The sequence below is a fragment of the Sinomonas mesophila genome (assembly GCF_001999765.1).
Lineage (GTDB): Bacteria > Actinomycetota > Actinomycetes > Actinomycetales > Micrococcaceae > Sinomonas > Sinomonas mesophila.
Window position 1 is genome coordinate 113,692 of the sequence record NZ_KV908325.1, and the last position, 22,069, is coordinate 135,760.

Sequence of the window (22,069 nt, forward strand, 5' to 3'; positions counted from 1 at the left end):
GCTAGCGTTGGGGGGTGGGCAGCGCGGGACCTGACGATCGGCGCAAGGAGCTCGGGGCCTTCCTCCGGAAGCGCCGGGAGCGGCTGGTCCGCGCCGAGTACGACCTCCCGCCGGTGGGTCGCGGGCGCACCCTCGGCCTGCGCCGGGAGGAGATTGCGTTCCTCTCCGGGGTCTCGGTCACGTGGTACACGTGGCTCGAGCAGGGCCGGGACATCAACCCCTCGCGCCAGGTGCTCGACGCCGTCGCCGTCAACCTGCGCCTGACCGCCCCCGAGCACGACTACATCCTCGGCCTGAGCGGCTTCGCCCCTGCCCCGCGACAGGCTCCCGGCGCGCCCGAGCCCGTCCCCGAGCACATCCAGCACCTGCTCGACGCCCTCGATCCCTCGCCGGCGTTCGCCATCACGTCCACGTGGGCCATCGGTGCGTGGAACCGGGGGTATCAGGCGCTCTTCCCGGGCATCGCGACGGTCCCCGCCCGCGATCGCAACCTCCTCCGGCTGACCTTCACCGACCCCTACGTCCGCGGCATGCTCCCCGACTGGGAGGTCACGAGCCGCAGCTTCCTCGCCGATTACCGCGCCGAGGCCGGGTCGCACGCCGACCGCGCCGCGCACGTCGAGCTGGTGACGCGGCTGCGGGAGGACAGCGAGGACTTCGCCCGCGTCTGGGACGACCACGAGGTGCGCCGCTTCGCCTCCCGGGCCCGGACCTTCCTCCATCCTGTGGCCGGGAGGCTGGACTTCGAGCAGCACCAGCTCGTCCCCTCCGACGTGCCCAGCCTGCGCATCGTCGCCTACCTGCCCGCGCCCGGCACCGATATGGGGGAGCGCATGGCGAGGCTCGTCGCGGATACGGTCACGTAGCCGACGATAGACCTCGAGGCCCTGCTCGCGGCCGTCCACGGTCACGGTTCCCGACGACATGTGCCTCTTGTCCTGCTCAACTTCCTCTTTGAGCAGGTCCACGGTGGCGCGGTACTTTTCGAAGTCCGCCGTTCGGCGCCGAGCCACGGTGAAACTGATGACGGCAGCGAGGATTGCCAAAGGGAACGACACCAGCAGTGCCCACCCCGACGCGGAGAGGAACTCTAGCGCTATGGGAAGTGCCTGTTTGAAGGACAGAAAATCGTTCACCTCGCCGACCACTGCATTCAGCGTGGAATCGAGGGGCCCCAGAAACTGCCCCACGAGGGGTGTCCCCGAAAGCGGCGGAGCGATCAACGGGGGCTCTCCGCCCACAGACCAGCGCGCATCCCACAGTCCAATGAATCTTGCGCCAGCTCACGATGCCGGCCACAACCACGAAGATGCCTGGCAGAACCCAAGACCAGAGGTGGAGTTCCTCGCGACTCATCACGCCCAGCACATCCAAGGAATTCCTCGCCTCAGCCGATCTGCTCCGCGAGGGCAACGATGATGCCCGCCGGGCCGCGAAGGTAGCAGAGCCGGTAGCTGTCCTCGTACTGCGCCACCTCGCCGAGGAGTTCGGCGCCGTGGGCGCGCAGACGGACGATGGTCTCGTCGATGTCGTCGACGGCGAACATGACGCGGTGCAGGCCCAGCGTGTTGGGCGGCGGGCTCTGCGGCTGGGCGTCGACCGCCGGCGGGTGGTGGTACTTCGTCAGCTCGAGCCTGCCGTGGCCGTCGGGGGTTCGCATCATCGCGATGTCGGTCCGGACGCCGTCGAGTCCGACCGTCTGGTCGGCGACGAGCCCCTCGATCGGCGCCCTGCCCTCCACCTCCATGCCGAGGTCGGCGAAGAACGCGACGGCGGCGTCCAGGTCCTCGACGACGATCGCGACGTTGTCCATCCGTTCAACAGCCACACTGCCACCCTTCGCTCGCGCCGCTGGACCACACCCAGTCTCTTGCCGAGACCCACCCCAGACAACCCGCGACGGCGGACGCCGGCTTCGTCGCAGGGACGTGACCCGGGTCGCAGGGACGCTCAACGGCACGGCGAGCATCTCGGGCGGCGTCGTCGTCAACGGCCCGACCGCCAACGGCAACGGGGCGATCGACGTCAACGGCGGGCTCGTCGTCTCGGGCGGTAGGCTCGCCGCGCCGGGCGGCGCCGAGATGGCGGAGGGCCTGGACGGCGAGACCTGCACCGTCTACACGGGCGGCACGGCCGAGCGGTCCGCGGGTCTCGGCTCCGGGACGCTCGACGGCCCACGCTGGTAGGAGGCACCCAGCCCAACGCGGCATCACAACACGACGCAATCCGGGCGGGATTGGGGCGTGTTGCGATGCGGCGTTTCGGGTTGCTCGCCGGTTACCACACGCTAACTGAAGCTCGTCGTCGGACCCTCCTCGTCGAAGCGGGCGAGCACGGCGGCCGCGACGTCCCGCAGCTTAATGTTCCGGTGGTTGGAGGCGGCCTTGAGCACCTCAATGGCCTGGGCCTGTGAGTAGCCGGACTGGGCCATGATGACGCCCACGGCGAGGTTGATCGCCGTCCGCGACTCGAGGGCCGCGGCGAGGTCGGACGAGCGGTCCGCCTCGCTGGCGAACTTCACCGCGAGGTGGATCGTCTTCGACACGAGGCCAGCGAGCTCCGCGACCCTTCCCTGCAGCTCGGGCGGGAAGCCGTCCACGGCGGAGCTGTAGCAGTTCAGCGCGGCGTCAGCCTTCGAGGAGGCCGGCAGCGGGATGGGCGCGGCAAAGACCGAGCGCAGGTCCGAGTCTGCCAACGCCGCGGTGTACCGGGGGTAGCGCCGGTCCGTCCGGAGGTCCGGGACGTACACGGCCCGCTGCGTCGAGACCGCCTCGCTGCACGGGCCCTGGCCGCTCGCGTATTGGCGCTCGTCCATGGCCGCTGCCGCCTCGTCGCTGCTGCCGACCGTGTCCCTGCGGTTCTCGCGGCCCACTGTGACGCTGCAGTGCACCGTTCCCTCGGCCCCGGGGGCCGAGAGGGCCCGGGCCGCGAGCTCGGAGACCCTGGCCAGGAAGGCGGCGAGGTCGGCGCTGTCGAGGAACAGGTCAAGGAGGTCGCCGTTTGCCGGACGCATCAGACCCGCGCTGTCACCGTCAGCGTTCCAGCGCCCGATGCCCGGCTCTTCTGCGTGCACTGACCTCTCGGGCTTCTCGCTCACGCCTCATCGCCTCCGCTGCATGTCGCGTCCAGCCCCCCAGTCGACTCAAGACTACGTGGCGTGATCATTTGCCCCCAACCACGGTGTGCGTCAAGGTGGAGCGGGACGACTAGCCCCGTGGCCCATGAAGGCCGGCACCGCGGACATCGCGATGGGCCACCTGCAAGACCGTTACGGAGTTTGGGGAGGGCTGATCGTGGCGAAGAAGATGAAGGCGCGCGGACGCAAGGCTTCTTCCGGCCGGGCTGATGGGGGCCGAAGGCCCACGTCGCTCGTCGCGGCCCGGGCCTCCCGCGCTGTGGACGCGCTCGCCAGCGATTTCATGCGCTGGTTCGAGGCGGACTTCGGACCCGCCGAGGAGGGGCTGGCCTGCCTCGAGGTGGTCACGTCGCTGGTTGCGGCCTATTTCGAGAAGACTGGCGCGGTGACGGCGACGGCCTTTGAGCCCGGCCCGCTGGAGGACCTGCTGGGTGAGCTCGCAGACGAGGCCGACGACGAGGTGACTCCCCTCGTGGTCCTGGACATGCTTCACCGCTATGTCGATTTCCTCTACGGCACCGGGCGGTGGTCCGGGTCCGAAGACGACTATGCCCAAGTCCATGCGCTGGTCGGGGAAGGCGGTCCTCTGGGGTCCCGGGGCCCGGTGATCCACGTGCCGTCGCTGACTGAGGACGAGCAGGCGGAGTCCTTCGCGTCCCTGCCACTCGTCCAGCGCGCACGTGCGCTGCTGGGCTGGCTGGGTGGCGGCAGGCCAGTCACCGGGACCGGCGGACTGCGCCTCGCGGACCTCGAGGAGGCCGCGGCCTGCGCGGGCGAGCGCGCCCGCGGCGTCCGCAAGCGGTCGCAGGAGGCCCTTGCGGCGGCCGCTGATGGCGGCTATGCCCTGGCCCAATCGATGTGGGACCTTCCTCTCCTGAGCCGACTGTGGACTGCACTCGCTGCCGCGGACATGGTCCAGATCCGCGCCACCAAGGCGGTGCCGCGGGCGACCGCGGAGAGGTTCCTGACGGGGACCGCCAGCGAGCAGCTTGAACAGAGCCGTGCCCTGGCGACCGAGTACTTCTCCAGAGTTGTGGAATCGGACCTCGGCGCGACGCCGGGGGAGGCTGCCGTCGCGGCGATGAAGGTCGGTATTCTCGCGGCTGCGGCCTCCGAGACGCCTCCCGAGATGGCCCGCCTCCGCGCTGTCCCAGACCACGCACCCGAGGAGGAGAGGTTCATGGCCCGCTACGTGGTGCATTCCGCACTTGCCGACCTACTGTGGCTCACAGACGTGGGCCTCCTTGAGATGGACGAGCACATCAGGGTCCCGCCTGCGCTTGTCCAGTGCGTCGGCGCGGCGTTCAAGGACGAATTCGACCTCACCATGGTCTACCTCTGAGGACCGTCTTACGGCTTCCAGGCCTCGCTCATCCCGGTCCAGAGGCCCCCGAGTCGTCTCGCCCGCCGAACGGTGCAGCGAATCAGACCTTGCGAGCGGAGAGCATCCTGGAAGCGCAGGTCTTCGGGGCTGGCTTCTCAGCTCTGGTTGGATCGCTGTATCGCGGTCACGGCGAGCCGTCGTCCAGCGACCACGAGCGCAATAGCCAGCACGAGCCCCGCCACCCCACTCACGAGCAGCGGCACCTGCCCCGCATCACCCCACGCGAGGCCTGCCCAGAGGCCCGCCGTCAGGATCCCGCCGCCCGTGAGCCCCTGGAAGAGGCCCTGCGCCCGCCCCTGCAGCGCCTCCGGCGCGAGACTCGAGACCCACGCCTTGCCCACGCCGTCCGTGCACGCGGCGAAGCCGCCGTACGCGAGCAGGATGGGGAACACCCAGGCCGGGTCGTCGATGAGCCCGAGCCCGAGATATCCGGCCGCGAAGAACACGAGCCCCGCCGCGAACACGAGGTGCCGGGGGATCCTGTCCGAGAGTGCCCCCGCTGGGTAGGACAGCGCCGCGTATGCGATGTTGAACAGGATGTACGCCGCGACGACTCCCTCGGTGGGCAGCCCGAGCTCGTGCGCGCGCAGCAGCAGGAGCGCGTCGGGGAAGTTCACGAGCGAGAACACGGTGAGCACTGCGATGAGGATGCGCAGGCGCCTGGGGAGGGCGGGCCGGAGGCGGGCCGGCGCGCCCGGCGGGGCGCCCGCCGTCGTGCGTGTGGCGTCCGATGGCGGGGCGGTCGCCGAGCGAACGACGGCGGCGGGGGCCGCGCGCTTCTCCCGCACGACCGCGACCAGGAGCACCGAGAGGACCGCGGGCACGACGGCGATCGCGAGGAGTGGCTGGATCTGCCCGCCGAAGAGGGCGAGCAGCCCGAGCCCGATGGCGGGGCCGACTACGGCGCCGGCCGTGTCCGCCATGCGGTGGAAGCCGAAGATCCGGCCGCGGCTGACGGGGTCGGCGGCCTCGGTGAGGAGTGCGTCGCGCGGTGCGCCGCGGATGCCCTTGCCCAGGCGGTCGACGCAGCGGCCCGCGAGAACCACCGGCCATGCGGAGGCGAGGGCGATGATGAGCTTCCCGAACGCCGCGAGCCCGTAGCCGAGGCCGATGAGGCGCCGCTTCGAGGAGCGGTCCGCGAGCCGGCCAGCGACGATCTTCGTGAGGGACGCGGCGCCCTCGGCCGCACCCTCGACGGCCCCGACCACCGCGGCTGGCGCCCCGAGGACAGCGGTGAGGAAGATCGGCAGGACCGGATACAGGAGCTCGCTCGCGGTGTCCTGGAGGAAGCTCACGCCGGAGAGCGCCGCAACGTTGCGGGTAAGCCAGCGCGGACGGCGAGGCCTGCGCCCCACGCCCCGAGCCGGAGCGTTGCTGCCGCCCGCCATCGCGCCTCCCCACGTCTTGCGGCCACTTTAATGCGAGTGCTGGCCGTTCGGGCGGAAGGGATCTCCGGACGTCGGGTGCGACGCCCGAACGCTCCTCAGAGGTCCTTGCGCCCCGGTACGACGTGCGGCACGGCCACGAGGGCCAGGACCGCGAGCACCGCCGCGGCGGCGAAGACGTAGAAGCCCCACGGGTAGGCGATGCCGAGCGCGACGAGCGTTCCCGTCACGGCCGGGCCCAGGATTGCGCCGAGACGGCCCACGCCCGCGGAGAACCCGAGCGCCGTCCCGCGCAGGTACGCCGGGAAGATCTGCGAGACCCACGCATACACGAGCACCTGCGCGCTGAACACGAACACGCCCGTGACGAAGACGGCCGCGTTGAGCAGGAGCTCGTTCTGCATCTTGATGCTCAGCACCGCCAAGAGCAGGGCAGACAGCCCGAACCACAGCAGCACCACCCGCTTCGCGCCGTGTTTGTCCGCGAGCCAGCCGGCGAGGAACAGGCCCGCGACAGCGCCGACGTTGAGCACGAGCAGCAGCGTCAGGGACGAGCTGAGCGAGTAGCCGGCCGAGGCCATGAGCGTGGGCAGCCACGTGTTGAGCCCATACACGAGCAGGAGGCCCATGAAGGACGCGACCGCGATGCCCAGAGCCACGAGCGGGTATGGCTTCTGCAGGAGGCTGCGGAACCCGATGGGCTGGGCTTCCTCGGCGACCTCGGCCGGCTCGAGGGTGCCTTCCGGGGCTCCCTTGGAGGGCAGCGACTCGGGCAGCTTGATCCACAGGACCGGGAGCAGGGCCAGACCCGCGACTCCGCCGATGATGAACATGACGCGCCAGTCGGGGATGACGAGGAGGGCGAGGAACGCCGTCGCGACGGCGCCCACGTGGTAGCCGGTCATCGTGCGGGTCGTGGCGCTCGCGCCGGAGCCGGGGTGGGCGTAGTCGTTCATGTAGGCGAGGGCGGCGGGGAGGCACGCGCCGAGGCCGGTGCCCGCGAGAAGGCGGAAGACGCCGAAGACGGCCACGTTCGGGGCCACGACCACCGCGAGGGTGAAGACCGAGAACCACGCGACGCACGCGATGAGCAGCCGGCGCCGGCCGAACCGGTCCGAGAGCGGGGCGATGAAGAGCGCCCCGAGGCCGACTCCGACGAGGGAGATCGTCGCGGCGAAGGTCGCGCCGACGGCGTCGAAGCCGAGGTCCTGGGACTTGATGAGCGTGGGGATGACGGTGCCGAGGACCACGAGGTCGAAGCCGTCGAGGACCATCGCGAACCAGCACAGCCACACGGGCCACTGGGATCGTTGCAAGGCGGGCAGGGGAGTCGTCGTCGACATCGTGACCTCGGGGATTGGGATGGGGCTGGGAAGCCGGGGCGCTGCGGCGCCGGGCATGTGAGATTTGTACCACCGGCGCCTATGGTCCGCGACACATGGCACCATTGAATGGAATTGGGGGACCGGAAAGTGAGGAAGCTCCATGGCCAACTCCGCCTCCGGCGATTCGGTCGTGGACCGGATCGTGCGGATCCTCGAGGCGTTCCCCGAGGGCATCAGCTCGCTGCCGCTCGGGGAGCTCGCCGAGCGCGCGGGCCTGCCGCTCACGAGCGCGCACCGGCTCGTCAAGCAGCTCGCCGAGCACCGGCTCCTCGAGCAGGCGCCGGGCGGGAAGGTCCAGCTCGGGCTCCGCCTGTGGGAGCTCGTGAACCGGAACTCGCCCACGCTCGTCCTGCGCCAGGCCGCGCTGCCATTCATGGACGACATCCACCAGGTGCTCAACCAGAACGTCAACCTCGGGGTGCTCCAGGGCGACGACGTGCTCTTCGTCGAGCGGTTCTCTCGCCGCGGATCCGTGGCCAACCGCGCGAAGGTCGCGGGCCGCATGCCCGTGCACATCTCCTCGGCCGGCATCGCGCTCATGTCCGCCCAGCCCGCCCACGTCCAGGCCGCCTACCTCTCGCGCTTCCGCGACCCCGCGGGCAAGACGACGACCGATCACGTCCGCCAGCTCCTCGCCGCCGCCTCGGCGCAGGGCTACGCGGAGCTGGCGGGCGTCGTCGATCCGGACACGTGGGGCATCGCCGTCCCCGTGCACGACCGCCAGCGCCGCCCGGTGGCGGCGATCGGCGTCGTCGTCCCCCTCGCCGAGGTGCGGATCCCGCAGATCGTGCCCGCGCTGCGGACGGCGGCGCGGGGGATCGGGCGCCAGCTCGGGGGGCCGGAGTAGGGCGGGCTGCGGCAGCCGCGCACGACGGCGCGTCGCCTCCCCCGCTGTCGGCTTGGAATTCCGTTCAACGGAATCCAGGTACTCGGCGCGCGCGGGCCGCGCCACACTCGAAGCAGCCGCGCCGCTCCGCGTCCGGAGCCGGCGAGAACCCCTCGAGCAATGTAAGGAACGATCATGGGCGATCGCACCGTCATCACCACGCAGGTGGCCATCATGGGCGCAGGCCCGGCGGGCCTCATGCTGTCCCACCTCCTCGCGCAGTCCGGCATCGAGAACACGGTGGTCGAGATCCGCAGCCGCCGGGACATCTCCCACACCATCCGCGCCGGCATCCTCGAGGCCGGCAGCGTGGACCTCCTCGTCGACTCGGGCGTGGACAACGTGCTCCGCGACGGTCACAAGCACGAGGGCACCGAGTTCCGCGTCAACGGCGAGGGCCACCGCATCGACTTCACGAGCCTCGTGGGCCAGTCCGTGTGGCTCTACCCGCAGAACGACGTGTTCGACGACCTCTCCGCGCGCCGCGAGGCCGACGGCGGGGACGTGCGCTACTCGTGCTCCGACGTCTCGACGGAGGACCTCGCCGGCCAGCCGAAGGTCCTCTTCACCGACCCGAACGGCGAGCGGTTCGAGCTGCGCGCGCAGATCCTCGTCGGCGCCGACGGCTCGCGCAGCCACTGCCGCTTCCAGATCCCCGAGGGCGAGCGGACCTGGTACTTCAACGAGTACCCCTTCGCGTGGTTCGGCATCCTCGCCGAGGCCCCGCGCAGCGCCCCCGAGCTCATCTACGCCACCTCGGACGCCGGCTTCGCGCTCATCAGCCAGCGCACCGACACCGTCCAGCGCATGTACTTCCAGTGCGACCCCACGACCAACGCCGCGGACTGGACCGACGAGCAGATCTGGGAGCAGCTGCGCGCCCGCGTCAACGGCAACGGCTTCGAGCTCAAGGAGGGGCCGGTCCTCGACAAGATGGTCCTGCCGTTCCGCTCGTTCGTGAACGCCCCGATGCGGTACGGGAACCTCTTCCTCGCGGGCGACGCCGCGCACACCGTGCCGCCGACCGGGGCCAAGGGCCTCAACCTCGCGCTGCATGACGTGAAGCTGCTCTTCGAGGGCCTCGACTCCTTCTTCACGACCGGCTCGTCCGCGCTCCTGGACTCCTACTCGGGCCGGGCCCTGGACCGGGTGTGGAAGGCGCAGAACTTCTCCTACTGGATGACGACGCTCCTGCACACCGTCCCGACCGAGGAGAACCACGCGTTCTTCCGCGCCCGCCAGCTCGGCGAGCTGCGCTCCCTCCTCGAGTCCGAGCACGGCCGCGCCTATATCGCCGAGTGCTACACGGGCTGGCAGACGAAGTAGCGCCCGCCCCCTTGCAACCCCGCATCGCAACACGCTGTTGTCCCGACCGGACAACGGCGTGTTGCGATGCGGCGTTGGGGCGGGGAGGGGGTTCCGGGCGTGGGTGCAGGACATGATGGGTGCATGACGAACTCCGCCGCCGAGCCCGACGACGCCCACGCCTTCTACCTCGACAAGGCCAACCCTCCGATCTGGAAGGCGCTGAACTCACTCGCGCTCGCGGTGCGGAAGGCGACGGACGACGCCGGCCTGCCGCGCGACGTCGTCGAACTCGCCAGCGTGCGCATCTCGCAGATCAACGGCTGCGCGTACTGCCTGGACATGCACGGCCGGCTCGCGGTCGAGGCGGGCGTGCCCGAGCGCAAGCTGCACGTCCTGCCCGCGTGGCGCGAGACGGGCATCTTCACGGTGCTCGAGCGGGCCGCGCTCGACATCGCCGAGGCGGTCACGCTCCTGCCCGACGACGAGGTGCGGATCGAGGCGCTGGCCCGCGCCCGCGCGGAGCTCGGGGACGAGCGGTTCTCCGCGCTCTCCTGGGCCGCGATCTCGATGAACGCCTTCAACCGCCTCTCGATCGTGAGCCGGCACAAGGTCACGCTGTAGCGGCGCCGCTCCGCTCCCGACACGGCGCCGACGCCGAGGCGACAACGAAGGGGGTCTTGTTCTCCGATGTTCAGCGATATATCGTTAATTGTCGGTTCCGCTCGGGGATCGACTGATACGTCCATCGGACCAGGAGAACCCATGCGCAGGCACCCAGACCATTGCCCGCCCCACGGGCACCATCCGCACGACCAGCAGTTCCACCACGACGGCCCTCCCGGGCGCGGCTTCCCGATGGGTGAGTTCGGCCCCGGCCGGGGCATGGGCCCGGGATTCGGCCCCGGCTTCGGCCCGGGCTTCGGCCACGGGCGCGGATTCCCGCCGGGCTTCGGGCCACGCGGAGGGCGCCGGGCCAGCCGGGGGGACGTCCGGGCCATGATCCTCTCGCTCCTGACGGATCAGCCGCTCACGGGCTACGGGATCATCCAGGCTGCGAGCGCCAAGACCAATGGCATGTGGCGCCCCAGCCCCGGCTCGGTCTACCCCACTCTCCAGCAACTCGTCGACGAAGAGCTCGTCGAGCAGGCGGGAGAGGGCAAGCGCACCGAATTCACGCTCACCGAGGCGGGGCGGAAGTACGCCGCTGACCACGCCGAGGAACTCCAGAAGGCGTGGGACGCGGCCCCCGGAAGAAGTGAGGACACGGAGGCGTTCATGGAGAGTGTCGGCAAGCTCATGGGCGTCCTGCACCAGTTCCGTGCTGCCGCGACGGACGAGCAGCGCGCCCAGGCGGCCGCGAAAATCGACGAGGCCCGCAAGGCCCTCTACCTGATCCTTGCGGAATAGCCCCGAGTCAGGAGAAGCCCATGTCCATGCACCCACCCGGGCGACCCCCCGCCGTCGTGCGCGGCGGGCGCATTGGAACTGGCGACGCCGAAGCCCAGCGCAAGCTCAACGCCGAGGCGCCCAAGATCCCGCACCTCCTGGCTCGCATCGTGGAGCTGTTCCGGCCGCACCGGTTCGCCCTCGGGCTCACGGTGGCCCTCGTCCTCGCCGGGGCAGCCCTCTCCGTGGCCCCGCCCCTGCTGACGCAGCGCATCTTCGACGAGGGGCTGTTCCCGCCCGGCGGCGGCGTGGACCTTCCCCGGCTCGCCGAGCTCGTGGGGCTCATGGTCGCCGCGTACGTCGTGTCCGCGCTGCTCGGCGTCTGGCAGACGTACCTGACGGCGACGGTCGGCAACGCCGTCATGGGCGCGCTGCGCGTGCGGCTGTTCAGCCACCTGCAGTCCATGGAGCTGAGCTTCTTCACCCGCACCAAGACCGGCGTCATCCAGTCGCGGCTGCAGAACGACGTCGGCGGCGTCGCGAGCGTTTTGACCAACACGGTCTCGAGCGTCGTCGGGAACGTCGTCACGGTCATCGCGGCGTTCGTCGCGATGGTGCTGCTCAACTGGCAGCTGACCCTCATCGCCGTCGTCCTCATGCCGTTCCTCGTCGTCGCGCAGCGGCGCGTGGGCCAGGTGCGGGCGCGGATCGCGACCAAGACGCAGGAGTCGCTCTCGGACATGACGGCGATCACCCAGGAGTCCCTGAGCGTCTCCGGCATCCTGCTCTCCAAGAGCTTCAACCGGCAGCCCAACGAGATCTCGCGGTACTCCGCGGAGAACGAGAACCTCGTCAGGCTGCAGGTGCGCCAGACCATGAGCGGCCAGTACTTCTTCGCGCTCGTGACGATCTTCATGTCCTCCATCCCCGCGATCGTCTACCTCGTGGCCGGCTGGCTCCTGTTCGGCGGGGCCGGGGCGATCACGGCCGGCACGATCGTGGCGTTCACCAACGTCCAGGCGCGCCTGCTGTTCCCGCTCATCGGCCTCATGCGCGTGGCCCTGGACCTGCAGACCTCCGGCGCCCTCTTCGCGCGCATCTTCGAGTACCTCGACCTCAGGCCCGCGATTGCCGACGCCGACGGCGCGCCCTCGCTGCCCGCCGACGCCCCGCGCCTCGGCGAGGTCGAGTTTGACCATGTGACGTTCCGGTACCCCGATGCGCGCGGCACCGAGCGGGCGACCCTCGACGACGTCTCGTTCACCATCCGCCCCGGGCAGTTCGCCGCGTTCGTCGGGCCGAGCGGCGCGGGCAAGACGACCGTCTCGTACCTCATCCCGCGGTTCTACGAGGTGAGCCAGGGCGCCGTGCGGTTCGCGGGGCACGACGTGCGAGACGTCGCCCACGATTCGCTCGTGCGGCACATCGGCGTCGTGAGCCAGGAGACGTACCTGTTCCACGCGACGATCGCCGAGAACCTGCGCTACGCGAAGGCCGACGCGACGGCCGAGGAGCTCGAGGCCGCCGCCCGCGCGGCGCACATCCACGACACGATCGCGTCCTTCCCCGACGGCTACGACACCGTGGTGGGCGAGCGGGGGTACCGGCTCTCCGGGGGCGAGAAGCAGCGGATCGCGATCGCGCGCGTTCTGCTCAAGGACCCCGAGGTGCTCGTGCTCGACGAGGCCACGAGCGCTCTCGACACGATCTCCGAGCGGGTCGTGCAGCGGGCCCTCGACGCCGCGTCCCACGGGCGCACGACGATCGCGATCGCGCACCGGCTCTCGACCGTCGTGGGGGCGGACGTCATCTACGTCGTGGACAGGGGCCGGATCGTCGAGCACGGCACGCACGCCGAGCTCCTCGCCGCCGGGGGCGCGTACGCCCGGCTGTACGCCGAGCAGTCCCAGCCGACGCCGGGCCTCGCCATGCCGACGTAGCGCCGGTCGGGCCGCCCGACGCCTTCGGCACCAGGCTTTCGGGTACATATCTCGACGCGTTCCCAGCGTTCCGGGTGTACATCTCGTCACCGAATCGGGCTTTCGGGTACGCAGGGTCCGGGGGACACGGTGCGCCCCGGGCGCGGAACGAGCGGCGCGCAGGACGGCGGGTTCCCGGCCCGCGGGCGGCGCGCACCCGGCGTCGTGCGCACCCGGAACGCGGAAAGGGCGGCGAGATACGTACCCGGAACGCCGAGAACGTGACGAGATACGTACCCGAGACGGGTGGGAGAGGGGAATCCTAGTGCCCCGATTCCGGTATCAACAAATGGCCATGGGATGATGGACAGGATGACTTCTCGCCCCAGCACTCCCGACACCCAGTCCGAGGCCACCCGTGCCCAGGCGCGCCCCCAAGTGCAGCCCGCGACCGAGGGCTGGGAGCAGCAGCGCACTCCGGAGGGCCGCCCGCTCCTGCAGTTCGCGTCCCCGCGCGTCACGCAGCCGCCGCAGCACCTCGCGGACCTGAGCCTGCCGGAGCGTCAGGCCAAGCTCAAGGAGCTCGGCCTCCCGGCGTTCCGCGCGAAGCAGCTGAGCACCCACTACTTCCAGCACTGGACCACCGACCCGGAGCGCATGAGCGACCTGCCCAAGGCCGGCCGCGAGGAGCTCGTCGCCGGGCTCTTCCCGCCGCTGCTCACAGAGGTCCGCCGCCTCAAGACCGACGACGGCAACACCATCAAGTTCCTCTGGCGCCTCTTCGACGGCGCGCTCGTCGAGTCCGTGCTCATGCGCTACCCGGGGCGCATCACGCTCTGCGTCTCCTCGCAGGCCGGCTGCGGCATGAACTGCCCCTTCTGCGCGACCGGCCAGGCCGGCCTGACCCGCAACATGTCCACGGCGGAGATCGTGGACCAGGTCGTCGCGGCGAACAGGCTCATCGCGGCGGGCGAGCTGGGGGAGCGGGAGCACGACGACGAGCGCGTCACCAACATCGTCTTCATGGGCATGGGCGAGCCGCTCGCGAACTACAAGCGCGTCATGGCCGCCGTCCACCGCTTCGTCGACCCGGCCCCCGAGGGCTTGGGCATGAGCGCGCGCAACATCACCGTCTCGACGGTCGGCCTCGTGCCCGCGATCCGCAAGCTCGCCGACGAGGACCTGCCCGTCACCTTCGCGCTCTCCCTGCACGCGCCCGACGACGAGCTCCGCGACGAGCTCATCCCCGTCAACACGCGCTGGAAGGTCGACGAGGCGCTCGACGCCGCCTACGACTACTTCCGCAGGACCGGCCGCCGCGTGAGCATCGAGTACGCGCTCATCAAGGACATGAACGACCACGGCTGGCGCGCCGACCTCCTGGCGAAGAAGCTCAACCAGCGCGGCCGCGGCTGGGTGCACGTCAACCCGATCCCGCTCAACCCGACGCCGGGCTCGATCTGGACCGCGTCCGAGCGCGAGGTCGCGCAGGAGTTCATCGAGCGCCTCCGCGCCGCCGGCGTCCCCACCACCCTGCGCGACACTCGCGGCAAGGAGATCGACGGCGCCTGCGGGCAGCTGGCTGCAGCAGAATAGGGGCAGAACGGTGGACGACGGCGCCGCCCCCTGGGCGGGTCACTCGCCGTCGTGCCCGCCCCGGATGGCTTCGGCGAGGATCTGGACGAGGTGCCGGCTGTCGAGGCCCGCGAGGTCGCGGACCTGGGTGCGGCAGGAGAAGCCGTCGGCGAGGATGCGCCTGTCGGGGTCCTGGGCGGCCTTGGCGAGGATCCCTTCCTGGCCTTGCCATCCTCTTGCGGGCCAGGACCACTTCGGTGTCGATGTTTGCTGCCGGGGCGCGTGCAATTCTCGGCGCACGAGGTCGGATAGCTTAGCCGATCACGCCCGGTCTGCAGCGGGCTCTTGCGGCCGTCCGCGAAGGCCATCGCGGTAGCCCACGTGGACGTCTGCGTCGAGGCCGCGCAGAGAGCTGACTTTCGACAGGAGCCCCAAGAGCTCGTTTGCCTGTTCGGGCGTCAGGCCGTCGGTGATCGCGGCTTCCTGCGCCTCCGCCGCACGACGCAGCGCCTTGAGCATGGCCTTCCCGGACTCGGTCAGCCGCAACTCCTGAACCCTGCGATCGGCGGAGCTACGCGCTCGCGCGACCAGATCGGCCTGCTCGAGCCTGTCGATGAGCGCGACCACGCGGCTCTGCACCGAGCCGAGAACGTCGGCGAGCTCGCGCTGGCTGATGCCCGGGGACCGGCCAATGATCCGGATGACCCCGGCCTCTGAAGGGGTGACGCCCAGATCCCGCGTCTGGGCAGCGAAAAGCTCGGCCGCATGGGCACCCAGCTGGGAGAGCAGGAATCCGATGCGGGCCGGTCGCCCCTGGGCTTGCATGGCTCCAGAATACAGCATTGACTGCATCATTCACCGAGTGAATAATTATCTCCATGACCGATCTATCAGCTCCTGCTTCTGGCTCCGAGGCCTCACCTCGGGGCGGCCGGCCCAATGGGCCGAACGCGGGGATCCTTGGGATCGTCGTCTTCGGCCTGTCGATCGCCTCGGTGGTCGTCCCACTCGTCGTCTCGGGCACTCCCTACCCGTCACCGTCGTCGCCGTCGGACGCCCTCGCGCGCTACTTCGGGGACCATGCGTTCTCAGCAACCCTAACCGGATTCCTCGCATTCGGCGCCTCGGTTCCCCTGGGGATCTACGGCGCGACCACCTATTCACGCCTGCTCCGGCTCGGCATCCGCGTGCCTGGCCCGAGCATTGGCTTCTTCGGCGGAACCGCAGCCTCGATCGCCCTCGCCGCGTCGGCTCTCCTCATCTGGGCCCTCGGCCAGACGGCAGCGGAGGCACCTGCCGCCGTCGTCCGCCTCGTCGCCACCATCGCCTTCGCCCTCGGCGGCGTCGGCTTCGCCACCGGTCTGGGGCTGCTCATCGCCGGCATCGCCGTGCCCGCGCTCATCCTCCGGCTCACGCCGCGGTGGCTCGCGTGGACGGGACTGGCGCTCGCGGCCCTGGGCGAGCTCTCGTTCCTCGTCCTGCTCGTGCCGGGCATGGTCTTTGTGCTGCCGGTGGTCCGCTTCGGCGGGTTGCTGTGGCTCGCCGCCGTCGGCTTCCTCCTCCCCCACAACCGCCACGAGGTGCCGAACCGCCCGAGGCAGGGCACCGTCGCAGGCTGAAGGGACCACTCCACGTGGCATCACTCCACATGCGCCAACCGGCGACGGCCCGAGCCGACACCCTCGGCGGTCTCTGCAGGTCCAAAGGAGCCCTGCACGCGCGCGGGGAGCTCGCCGCCGGCCAGACCTTCGACCCGTCGGACCCGTTCCCGGAGGGCTTCGTCGTGGGCAGGGCATGGGAACCGGAATGCTGACGCGGCCACTACCTCAGCTGACAACGGCGTGCACGCGCACCGGGGCCATGACCGGCTTGGCGTAGCAGACCGACTCGTCGACCTCCTGGTAGGGGCCGAAGTTCGGCACCTGCCGGTAACCCGCCGCCTCGTAGAACATCTTGCCCTCGGGCTGCGCCGAGCCGGCCTCGGCCAGGACGAGCGTGATGCGGGCGTCATGCGCCTCGGCCTCGAGGGCGAGCAGGATCGAGCTCGCGATCCCCGCGCCTCGAGCGTAGGGGAGGACGTAGACCCGCTTGACCTCCGCCGTCGTCCTGTCCACCCAGCGCAGGCCGCCGCAGCCGAGCGGCTGCCCCGTCGCGCGCTCGTAGGCGATGAGGAAGACGGCGAGGTCCGCGGCCGACGGCGGGCCGCCCGCCTCGTGCTCGGGGTGCCCGTAGCGAGCGTCCAGCTCCGCCTGCTGCGCGGCGCGGAGGTCGCGGCCGACGGGGTTGGACCACGGGACGCGGCGGATGGTCAGCTTCGGATGGGTCTGCATGGCGCCTCCTTGATCGAAGGGTATGCGCCAACACCCTACGGAGCCGGGATTTCCGCGGCGTTACGGTCCTGTGAGGACTTCAGGAACAGTCGGCTGGCATGTCATCGGCGACGCCAGGCGGCGGCTCGCTCCGCGTCCGCGGGACTCACTCCTGGTCCGCGGTGGCCTCGGGATCCTCCTCCGGCTCGAACGTATTGGCATCCTCGGACGCGCCGAGGCCCACGCCGTCCTCGCGGCCCGGGATGGTAGAGCCGGTTGGTTTCGCCTTCTGGGGACTCTCGTTCAGGGGTTCCCGCTCCTGCGGTCCGGTTCCCATGGTCTTCTCCCTCCAGATTCCTCGTGCCCGGGGCGGATGCCCCGTCCCCGTCGCACTGCCCACTATGCTCCCGCTGGAAACCCGCACGCCAGAGGCGTGGCCGGGCTCAGTCCTTGCCGTTCTTCTTCGCCCGGCTGGGCTGGACCCGGGGCGGTTCCCCCGGCATCTTGGGGTAGTCCGGGGGGAAGGGCAGCTCGCCGAGCCCGGAGTCCAGATCGCGCTGCCACCACGCGAGCAGCGTGTCGATCGAGCCCGGCCTCTCGTGGAATCTGGCCCAGGGGTCCCCGACGGATCGCAGCCGGTCGGGGACGGTCAGGAGGGTGAAGTCCCTCGGGCTCACGGACCCGAGCTCCTCCCATTCGATCGGGCATGACACGGGTGCGTGGGGGAGGGCCCGCGGGCTGTAGGCGCCGGCGATCGTCCGGTCGCGGTTGGCCTGGTTGAAGTCGACGAAGACCTTCTGCCCGCGCTCCTCCTTCCACCAGGACGTCGTCACCTTCTCCGGCATGCGCCGTTCGAGCTCGCGGGCCGCGGTGATCACGGCATGCCTGACGTCGAGGAACTCCCGCACGGGCTCGATCGGAGCGTAGACGTGCAGGCCGCGGTTGCCCGAGGTCTTGAGGAAGGCCGTGAGCCCGGCCTCGCGCAGGACGTTCCGCAGCTCGAGGGCAGCTGGGACGGCGTCGTCGAAGTCCGTGCCCGGCTGCGGGTCCAGGTCGATGCGCAGCTGGTCCGGGTTGTCCGAGTTGTCCGCCCGGGAGGGCCACGGGTGGAAGACGACCGTGTTCATCTGCGCGGCCCAGACCGCCGCCGCGGGCTCGTCCAGCACGAGCTGCGGATGGGACCGCGCGCTGGGATAGGTGACCATGACCGAGCGGATGAAGTCGGGGGCTCCCTTGGGCGGGTTCTTGGAGAAGAACTGCTCGCCGTCGATGGTGTCCGAGAACCGCTGCAGGGCGAGCGGGCGGTCTCCGTTCGCCGCGATGAACGCCTCGCCGACCTCCACGAGGTACCTGGCCAGGTCCAGCTTGGTGATCCCGAGCTCGGGCCACATCACGCGTCCCGGACTCGAGATGCGCACCTCGCGGGTTCCGTGGGGGCCTTCTACGGACAGGACTGTCGCCTCGGCTGCCATGGGGACGACTCTATGCTGGTGCGTGACCTGAGTCACCGAGCTATCGAAGCCGCCCGGGAGGAACCCCCATGGAATACCGTCGCCTCGGCAGGAGCGGCATGTACATCTCGGAGATCGCGTACGGCAACTGGATCACGCACGGCGCCCAGGTCGGCGTCGAGACGGCGGTGGCGTGCGTGCGCGCGGCCCTCGACGCCGGCATCACGACCTTCGACACCGCGGACGCGTACGCCAAGACGCGCGCCGAGAGCGCGCTGGGGGAGGCGCTCGACGGCGTGCGGCGCGAGTCCGTGGAGGTCTTCACCAAGGTCTTCTTCCCCACGGGGGAGGGGAAGAACGACCGCGGGCTCTCGCGCAAGCACATCATGGAGTCGATCGACGGCTCCCTCCGCCGGCTCCGCACGGACTACGTGGACCTCTACCAGGCCCACCGGTACGACTACGAGACGCCCCTCGAGGAGACGATGGCGGCGTTCGCCGACGTCGTGCACGCGGGCAAGGCGCACTACATCGGCGTCTCCGAGTGGCGGCCCGAGGAGATCCGCGAGGCGGCCGCGCTCGCGTCCGAGCTCAAGATCCAGCTCGTCTCGAGCCAGCCGCAGTACAGCATGCTGTGGCGCGTGATCGAGCCCGAGATCGTCCCGGTCTCGGAGGAGCTCGGGCTCGGCCAGATCGTGTGGTCGCCGCTCGCCCAGGGCGTGCTCACCGGGAAGTACCTCCCCGGGCAGCCGGCCCCCACGGGATCGCGCGCCGCGGACGCGCACGGCCAGCACGTCGTCGAGCGGTGGATGCGAGACGACGTCCTCGAGCGCGTCCAGCAGCTCGTCCCCCTCGCCGAGGAGGCCGGGCTGACCCTCCCGATCATGGCGCTCGCGTGGGTCCTGCAGAACCAGAACGTCTCCGCGGCCATCATCGGCGCGTCCCGGCCGGAGCAGGTCACGCAGAACGCCGCGGCCTCGGGCGTGACGCTCGACGACGACCTGCTCGCCGCGATCGACGAGGTCCTCGAGCCTGTCATCGAGCGGGACCCGGCCAAGGTCGACGTGTTCGAGGAGCGGGCCTGAGCGCGATCAGTCCTTTCCGAACGGCCCAGGCAGGGGCCTGGCCGGGAGGTCCGTCTCCGCGGGGCCCTGGATCACCGTGCCGTCGAGGGCGAAGCGCGAGCCGTGGCAGGGGCAGTCCCACGTGGACTCGCCGCCGTTGAACTCGACCGTGCAGCCCAGGTGGGTGCAGCGCGCCGAGAGGGCGTGGACTTCCCCCGAGTGGTCGGAGTATAGGGCTACGGCCTTGCCGTCGATCTCGACGACCGTCCCATGACCCGGCCGCGGGCGCGGGGGCCCGCCCGGCAGCGGAGCCGGCCCGGCCGCCGTCGTGCGCTGCCCCTGCGGGAGGCGGGACGCCGCGATCTCCCGCGTGCTGTCGAAGAGCCGCGCCCACGGAGTGTCTGCTCCCGTGATCGCGTCGGCGACGACGAGCGCGGCGGCCGTTCCGTTGGTGAGGCCCCATTTGCGCAGGCCGGTGATGGCGTAGAGGTGAGGGGAGTGGTGGGCGGTCGCGGGGAACAGCGGTCCCGCTAGGGGCAGCCCGTCCGCAGGGAGGGTGTCCTGGGTGGACCAGCGGTAGGCTGGCTCGCAGGTGCCGAGACGCTCGCGCGAGAAGGCCGCGAGCCGGGTGAAGCGGTCCCCTGAATCCCCGGAGTTTCCGCCGGCGGGGACCGCGTGGCCCTCGCCGCCCACGAGCACGTAGTCGGTGCCGCTGTGGCGCGTGGTCAGGATCGAGCGCAGGGGCTCGTCGGCGCTGATGAAGGTGCCGTCGGCCACGCTCGTAGGGGCGGGGCCCGCCGCGGGGCTCGCGACGCGCGTGGACCATGGATCGCTCGAAGACCGCGCTGCCGCCGCCGTCAATGGCCCGGGCCAGCCCGAGCAGGTACCGCACCGGATGGAACTGCGCCTGCTCGTCGAAGCGGACCGCGACCCGTGTCGCGAAGGGCAGGGGGACGTCGGTCACGAATGACGCCGGCAGGCCGAGCCGGCGGGCCAGCTCGGCCTCGGCGCGGACCCGGGCCAGCTGCTCCTCGCCCTGGGCATAGGTGTAGTTGGCGACCCGGCGGAAGCCGCACTCGATACCCTCCGTCGAGACCGTCTTCGCGATGTGCTCGATGGCGGCCTCGTTGGCCTCGCCGTAGGCGCGCGCGGCGTCCTCGCCGTGGTCCGCCGCGAGCTGCGAGTAGGCGAGGCGGTGGAGCGAGGTCACCTTGCCGGCGTGTTCCCCGTGACCCCAGTGGCGATCCGGGCGCCCTCGACGACCGCGACCGTCAGGCCCCGGCGCTTGAGGGCAAGCGCCGCCGTCAGACCCGCGATGCCGCCGCCGATGACGGCGACGTCGACCTCGACCTCTCCCTCGAGGTGCGGATAGCCGGCGGCCTCCGGCAGGGCGAGCCACAGGGAGACGGGTCTGCTCTCGGGTGCCATGGTGCCCTCCCAAATCTAAAATTGTGTTAGGCCATTTTAGACCTCAGGGCGGGGAGAGAGAAGGGCTGGCACCAACTGACGGACATTTGGGATGGGTGGGCACCCGTGCAGGATTCCTCGTCGGTGCGGCCCGGAGAGAAGGCCTGGTGGGGAGCGTCCTGGGCAGATTCCGGGAGGACGCGGGGCCGTTGGTAGCAGCGGCGGAATCGCAGCGACGATCGCCGGCAGAGGGCAACCGAGCTGATCCACCAGGTTCTGTCCAGGCCCCAACTGCCTTGTCCCGCTTGGGAGGAGAGTCAGCGTTTGGAACCCAGTTCCTCCCTGAGAACAATGTGCATGGCATGCGACCACAGGAGGGGCGTGGCCGTCGCACCCCAGCGTCGCCGCCAGAACTCAAGCATGTAGGGCGACTGCACGTGGTTCTGCACCTGCTCCGGGAGAAGCCCCTCCGGTGTCGCCGCCGCCTCGATCCAGTCGAGCATGCGTCCAGCGGTCGCGCGGTCTCCGGAGGCGACGGCGACCCACCCGTAGGTCGCGGCGAGAAGGATCCATTCACTGCCACCGTAGAAGGTGTCGCCGAGGTATCGGCGCAGGCCGCCGTCTGGGACGAGGAGTTCGTCGCGGATACGGCTGAGAGTGTTCTGGAAGAGCGGGTCGTCGACCGTGACCAGGTTGAACGGAATGGCCAGCCAGAGGAGCGAACCGTCGACACAGGTGTCACCGGGGAAGCGGATGAAGGCCCCGCCGAGGACGTGCTCGGGCCCGGTGATGCGCTGGAGGAGCTGGAGTGCGTAACGTTGCGCGGCCTCGTCCTGGAGCAGGGCGCCCATGTCACGGAGACCGGCAGCGACCGCTGCGAGACTGGAGGTATGCACGTTGCCGGGATGTTCTTCCCAGCAGTCGAAGCAGGGCGTCTCCCCGGCGACGAGCAGGTATCCGACCACGAGCTCCGAAGCATCACGCAGGACATCGTCCAATTCGCCCCCATGGGTGAGGTGATCGGCCAGTGCCCAGAGCCAGAAGCCGTAGCAGTCCGTCTGGAAGTTCGGCCACTCCTCTTCCGACTCGCCCTGCGGTTCTTCGCTGCCCTCGAGCGTGAACCGCGCGGGCAGCATCGACCGCCCGGTTATGACGCCGTTCCGGACGGCGTCCGTCGCCTCGGCGAATCGGTGGCGGTGCGAAAGCAGGGTTGCCGCGACCCAGTGGTGCCAACGCGACGCTGCATCTGCCTGCCCGGCGCGCTGCAGCGCATAGGCGCACCAGGAGCCATCCCGCAGCCAGCCGTACTGGTAGACGTCGTGGACCGGGCTCGCCGGAATGGCGCCCGTAGCGTTCTGTGCTGAGAGGAGAAGCTCGATGGAGCCGGCCGTGGTCAAGGTCATGCTGCAAGCCTCCGATGAAGTGGCGTAGAAGGACGCAACGAGACGTTCGGCGGAGTCGCCTCGTGCTCACC

At 70.4% G+C, this 22,069-nt stretch carries 24 protein-coding genes and 1 pseudogene; 12 read left to right on the forward strand and 13 right to left on the reverse strand.

What is annotated here, in order from left to right; genetic code table 11:
* The first annotated feature begins 14 nt into the window (after positions 1-14).
* The gene (locus BV907_RS05740; protein ID WP_077488776.1) at positions 15-866 is read left to right on the forward strand and encodes a helix-turn-helix transcriptional regulator; all 852 of its coding nucleotides are present in this window, start codon (positions 15-17) and stop codon (positions 864-866) included.
* Positions 867-1,387: 521 nt separating this feature from the next.
* Here the strand turns inward: BV907_RS05740 and BV907_RS05745 are convergent.
* Positions 1,388-1,828, reverse strand: a complete 441-nt coding sequence (locus tag BV907_RS05745) for a VOC family protein (protein WP_245827813.1) — start codon at positions 1,826-1,828, stop codon at positions 1,388-1,390.
* Between the two features lie 100 nt (positions 1,829-1,928).
* On the opposite strand from BV907_RS05745, the gene BV907_RS18740 reads away from it, so the two are divergent.
* Positions 1,929-2,186, forward strand: coding sequence for a hypothetical protein (locus tag BV907_RS18740; protein ID WP_077488778.1), 258 nt, complete (start codon positions 1,929-1,931; stop codon positions 2,184-2,186).
* Between the two features lie 101 nt (positions 2,187-2,287).
* Here BV907_RS18740 and BV907_RS05755 read toward each other — a convergent pair whose 3' ends face one another.
* The gene (locus BV907_RS05755) at positions 2,288-3,097 is read right to left on the reverse strand and encodes a GAF and ANTAR domain-containing protein (RefSeq protein ID WP_139346626.1); all 810 of its coding nucleotides are present in this window, start codon (positions 3,095-3,097) and stop codon (positions 2,288-2,290) included.
* A gap of 124 nt (positions 3,098-3,221) precedes the next feature.
* Between BV907_RS05755 and BV907_RS05760 the strand changes: the two genes are divergently transcribed.
* Complete coding sequence (locus tag BV907_RS05760) at positions 3,222-4,478, forward strand: hypothetical protein (RefSeq protein ID WP_077488780.1); 1,257 nt, start codon at positions 3,222-3,224, stop codon at positions 4,476-4,478.
* Between the two features lie 137 nt (positions 4,479-4,615).
* Here BV907_RS05760 and BV907_RS05765 read toward each other — a convergent pair whose 3' ends face one another.
* The gene (locus BV907_RS05765) at positions 4,616-5,815 is read right to left on the reverse strand and encodes an MFS transporter (protein ID WP_217697885.1); all 1,200 of its coding nucleotides are present in this window, start codon (positions 5,813-5,815) and stop codon (positions 4,616-4,618) included.
* Between the two features lie 188 nt (positions 5,816-6,003).
* Positions 6,004-7,248, reverse strand: coding sequence for an MFS transporter (locus BV907_RS05770; RefSeq protein WP_077488895.1), 1,245 nt, complete (start codon positions 7,246-7,248; stop codon positions 6,004-6,006).
* 142 nt (positions 7,249-7,390) lie between these two features.
* Here BV907_RS05770 and BV907_RS05775 point away from each other — a divergent pair, with 142 nt between their 5' ends.
* From BV907_RS05775 to rlmN, 6 genes are all read left to right on the forward strand, one after another.
* Positions 7,391-8,137 (forward strand): IclR family transcriptional regulator, encoded by a 747-nt coding sequence (locus tag BV907_RS05775; RefSeq protein WP_077488782.1) that lies wholly within the window; start codon positions 7,391-7,393, stop codon positions 8,135-8,137.
* 174 nt (positions 8,138-8,311) lie between these two features.
* A complete protein-coding gene (locus tag BV907_RS05780) occupies positions 8,312-9,502 on the forward strand; it encodes a 4-hydroxybenzoate 3-monooxygenase (protein WP_077488783.1) in 1,191 nt (396 codons plus the stop codon).
* A 123-nt stretch (positions 9,503-9,625) separates the two neighbouring features.
* Positions 9,626-10,105: a carboxymuconolactone decarboxylase family protein gene (locus BV907_RS05785; protein WP_077488784.1), complete on the forward strand. Its 480-nt coding sequence runs from the start codon at positions 9,626-9,628 to the stop codon at positions 10,103-10,105.
* Between the two features lie 141 nt (positions 10,106-10,246).
* Positions 10,247-10,891: a PadR family transcriptional regulator gene (locus BV907_RS05790; RefSeq protein ID WP_077488785.1), complete on the forward strand. Its 645-nt coding sequence runs from the start codon at positions 10,247-10,249 to the stop codon at positions 10,889-10,891.
* A 20-nt stretch (positions 10,892-10,911) separates the two neighbouring features.
* Entirely contained in the window at positions 10,912-12,810 is a 1,899-nt protein-coding gene (locus BV907_RS05795; protein WP_425441608.1) for an ABC transporter ATP-binding protein, read from the forward strand.
* Between the two features lie 351 nt (positions 12,811-13,161).
* Positions 13,162-14,385: a dual-specificity RNA methyltransferase RlmN gene (rlmN, locus tag BV907_RS05800; protein WP_077488786.1), complete on the forward strand. Its 1,224-nt coding sequence runs from the start codon at positions 13,162-13,164 to the stop codon at positions 14,383-14,385.
* A gap of 39 nt (positions 14,386-14,424) precedes the next feature.
* Here the strand turns inward: rlmN and BV907_RS05805 are convergent, their stop codons facing one another.
* Together BV907_RS05805 and BV907_RS05810 are read right to left on the reverse strand one after the other, a co-directional pair.
* Positions 14,425-14,664 (reverse strand): hypothetical protein, encoded by a 240-nt coding sequence (locus BV907_RS05805; RefSeq protein ID WP_139346627.1) that lies wholly within the window; start codon positions 14,662-14,664, stop codon positions 14,425-14,427.
* Between the two features lie 21 nt (positions 14,665-14,685).
* Complete coding sequence (locus BV907_RS05810) at positions 14,686-15,189, reverse strand: MarR family winged helix-turn-helix transcriptional regulator (protein ID WP_077488897.1); 504 nt, start codon at positions 15,187-15,189, stop codon at positions 14,686-14,688.
* A gap of 53 nt (positions 15,190-15,242) precedes the next feature.
* Here BV907_RS05810 and BV907_RS05815 point away from each other — a divergent pair, with 53 nt between their 5' ends.
* Both BV907_RS05815 and BV907_RS18235 read left to right on the forward strand, forming a co-directional pair.
* Positions 15,243-15,983: a hypothetical protein gene (locus BV907_RS05815; protein ID WP_077488788.1), complete on the forward strand. Its 741-nt coding sequence runs from the start codon at positions 15,243-15,245 to the stop codon at positions 15,981-15,983.
* A 14-nt stretch (positions 15,984-15,997) separates the two neighbouring features.
* Positions 15,998-16,177, forward strand: coding sequence for a hypothetical protein (locus tag BV907_RS18235; protein WP_139346628.1), 180 nt, complete (start codon positions 15,998-16,000; stop codon positions 16,175-16,177).
* A 13-nt stretch (positions 16,178-16,190) separates the two neighbouring features.
* Here BV907_RS18235 and BV907_RS05820 read toward each other — a convergent pair whose 3' ends face one another.
* The 3 genes from BV907_RS05820 to ligD all read right to left on the reverse strand — a co-directional run bounded on the left by BV907_RS05820 (position 16,191) and on the right by ligD (position 18,145).
* Positions 16,191-16,694, reverse strand: coding sequence for a GNAT family N-acetyltransferase (locus BV907_RS05820; protein ID WP_077488789.1), 504 nt, complete (start codon positions 16,692-16,694; stop codon positions 16,191-16,193).
* 145 nt (positions 16,695-16,839) lie between these two features.
* Positions 16,840-17,010 carry a hypothetical protein gene (locus tag BV907_RS18745; RefSeq protein ID WP_175637381.1) on the reverse strand — a complete coding sequence of 57 codons (171 nt, stop codon included), beginning with the start codon at positions 17,008-17,010 and terminating at the stop codon, positions 16,840-16,842.
* A 106-nt stretch (positions 17,011-17,116) separates the two neighbouring features.
* Positions 17,117-18,145: a non-homologous end-joining DNA ligase gene (gene ligD, locus BV907_RS05825; protein WP_175637382.1), complete on the reverse strand. Its 1,029-nt coding sequence runs from the start codon at positions 18,143-18,145 to the stop codon at positions 17,117-17,119.
* Between the two features lie 68 nt (positions 18,146-18,213).
* Here ligD and BV907_RS05830 point away from each other — a divergent pair, with 68 nt between their 5' ends.
* Positions 18,214-19,209 (forward strand): aldo/keto reductase family protein, encoded by a 996-nt coding sequence (locus BV907_RS05830; RefSeq protein ID WP_077488791.1) that lies wholly within the window; start codon positions 18,214-18,216, stop codon positions 19,207-19,209.
* 6 nt (positions 19,210-19,215) lie between these two features.
* Here BV907_RS05830 and BV907_RS19295 read toward each other — a convergent pair whose 3' ends face one another.
* From BV907_RS19295 to BV907_RS05840, 4 genes and pseudogenes are all read right to left on the reverse strand, one after another.
* The gene (locus BV907_RS19295) at positions 19,216-19,965 is read right to left on the reverse strand and encodes a Rieske 2Fe-2S domain-containing protein (RefSeq protein WP_245827814.1); all 750 of its coding nucleotides are present in this window, start codon (positions 19,963-19,965) and stop codon (positions 19,216-19,218) included.
* A 76-nt stretch (positions 19,966-20,041) separates the two neighbouring features.
* Positions 20,042-20,398 (reverse strand): annotated as a pseudogene (locus tag BV907_RS19560) (FAD-dependent oxidoreductase); the annotation flags it as partial.
* Entirely contained in the window at positions 20,395-20,616 is a 222-nt protein-coding gene (locus BV907_RS19565; RefSeq protein WP_281250845.1) for an FAD-dependent oxidoreductase, read from the reverse strand. The gene BV907_RS19565 and the pseudogene BV907_RS19560, both read right to left, overlap by 4 nt.
* Positions 20,617-20,912: 296 nt before the next feature.
* On the reverse strand, positions 20,913-21,998 hold the full coding sequence (locus BV907_RS05840; RefSeq protein WP_077488792.1) for a glycoside hydrolase family 15 protein: 1,086 nt from the start codon (positions 21,996-21,998) through the stop codon (positions 20,913-20,915).
* Positions 21,999-22,069 lie beyond the last annotated feature (71 nt).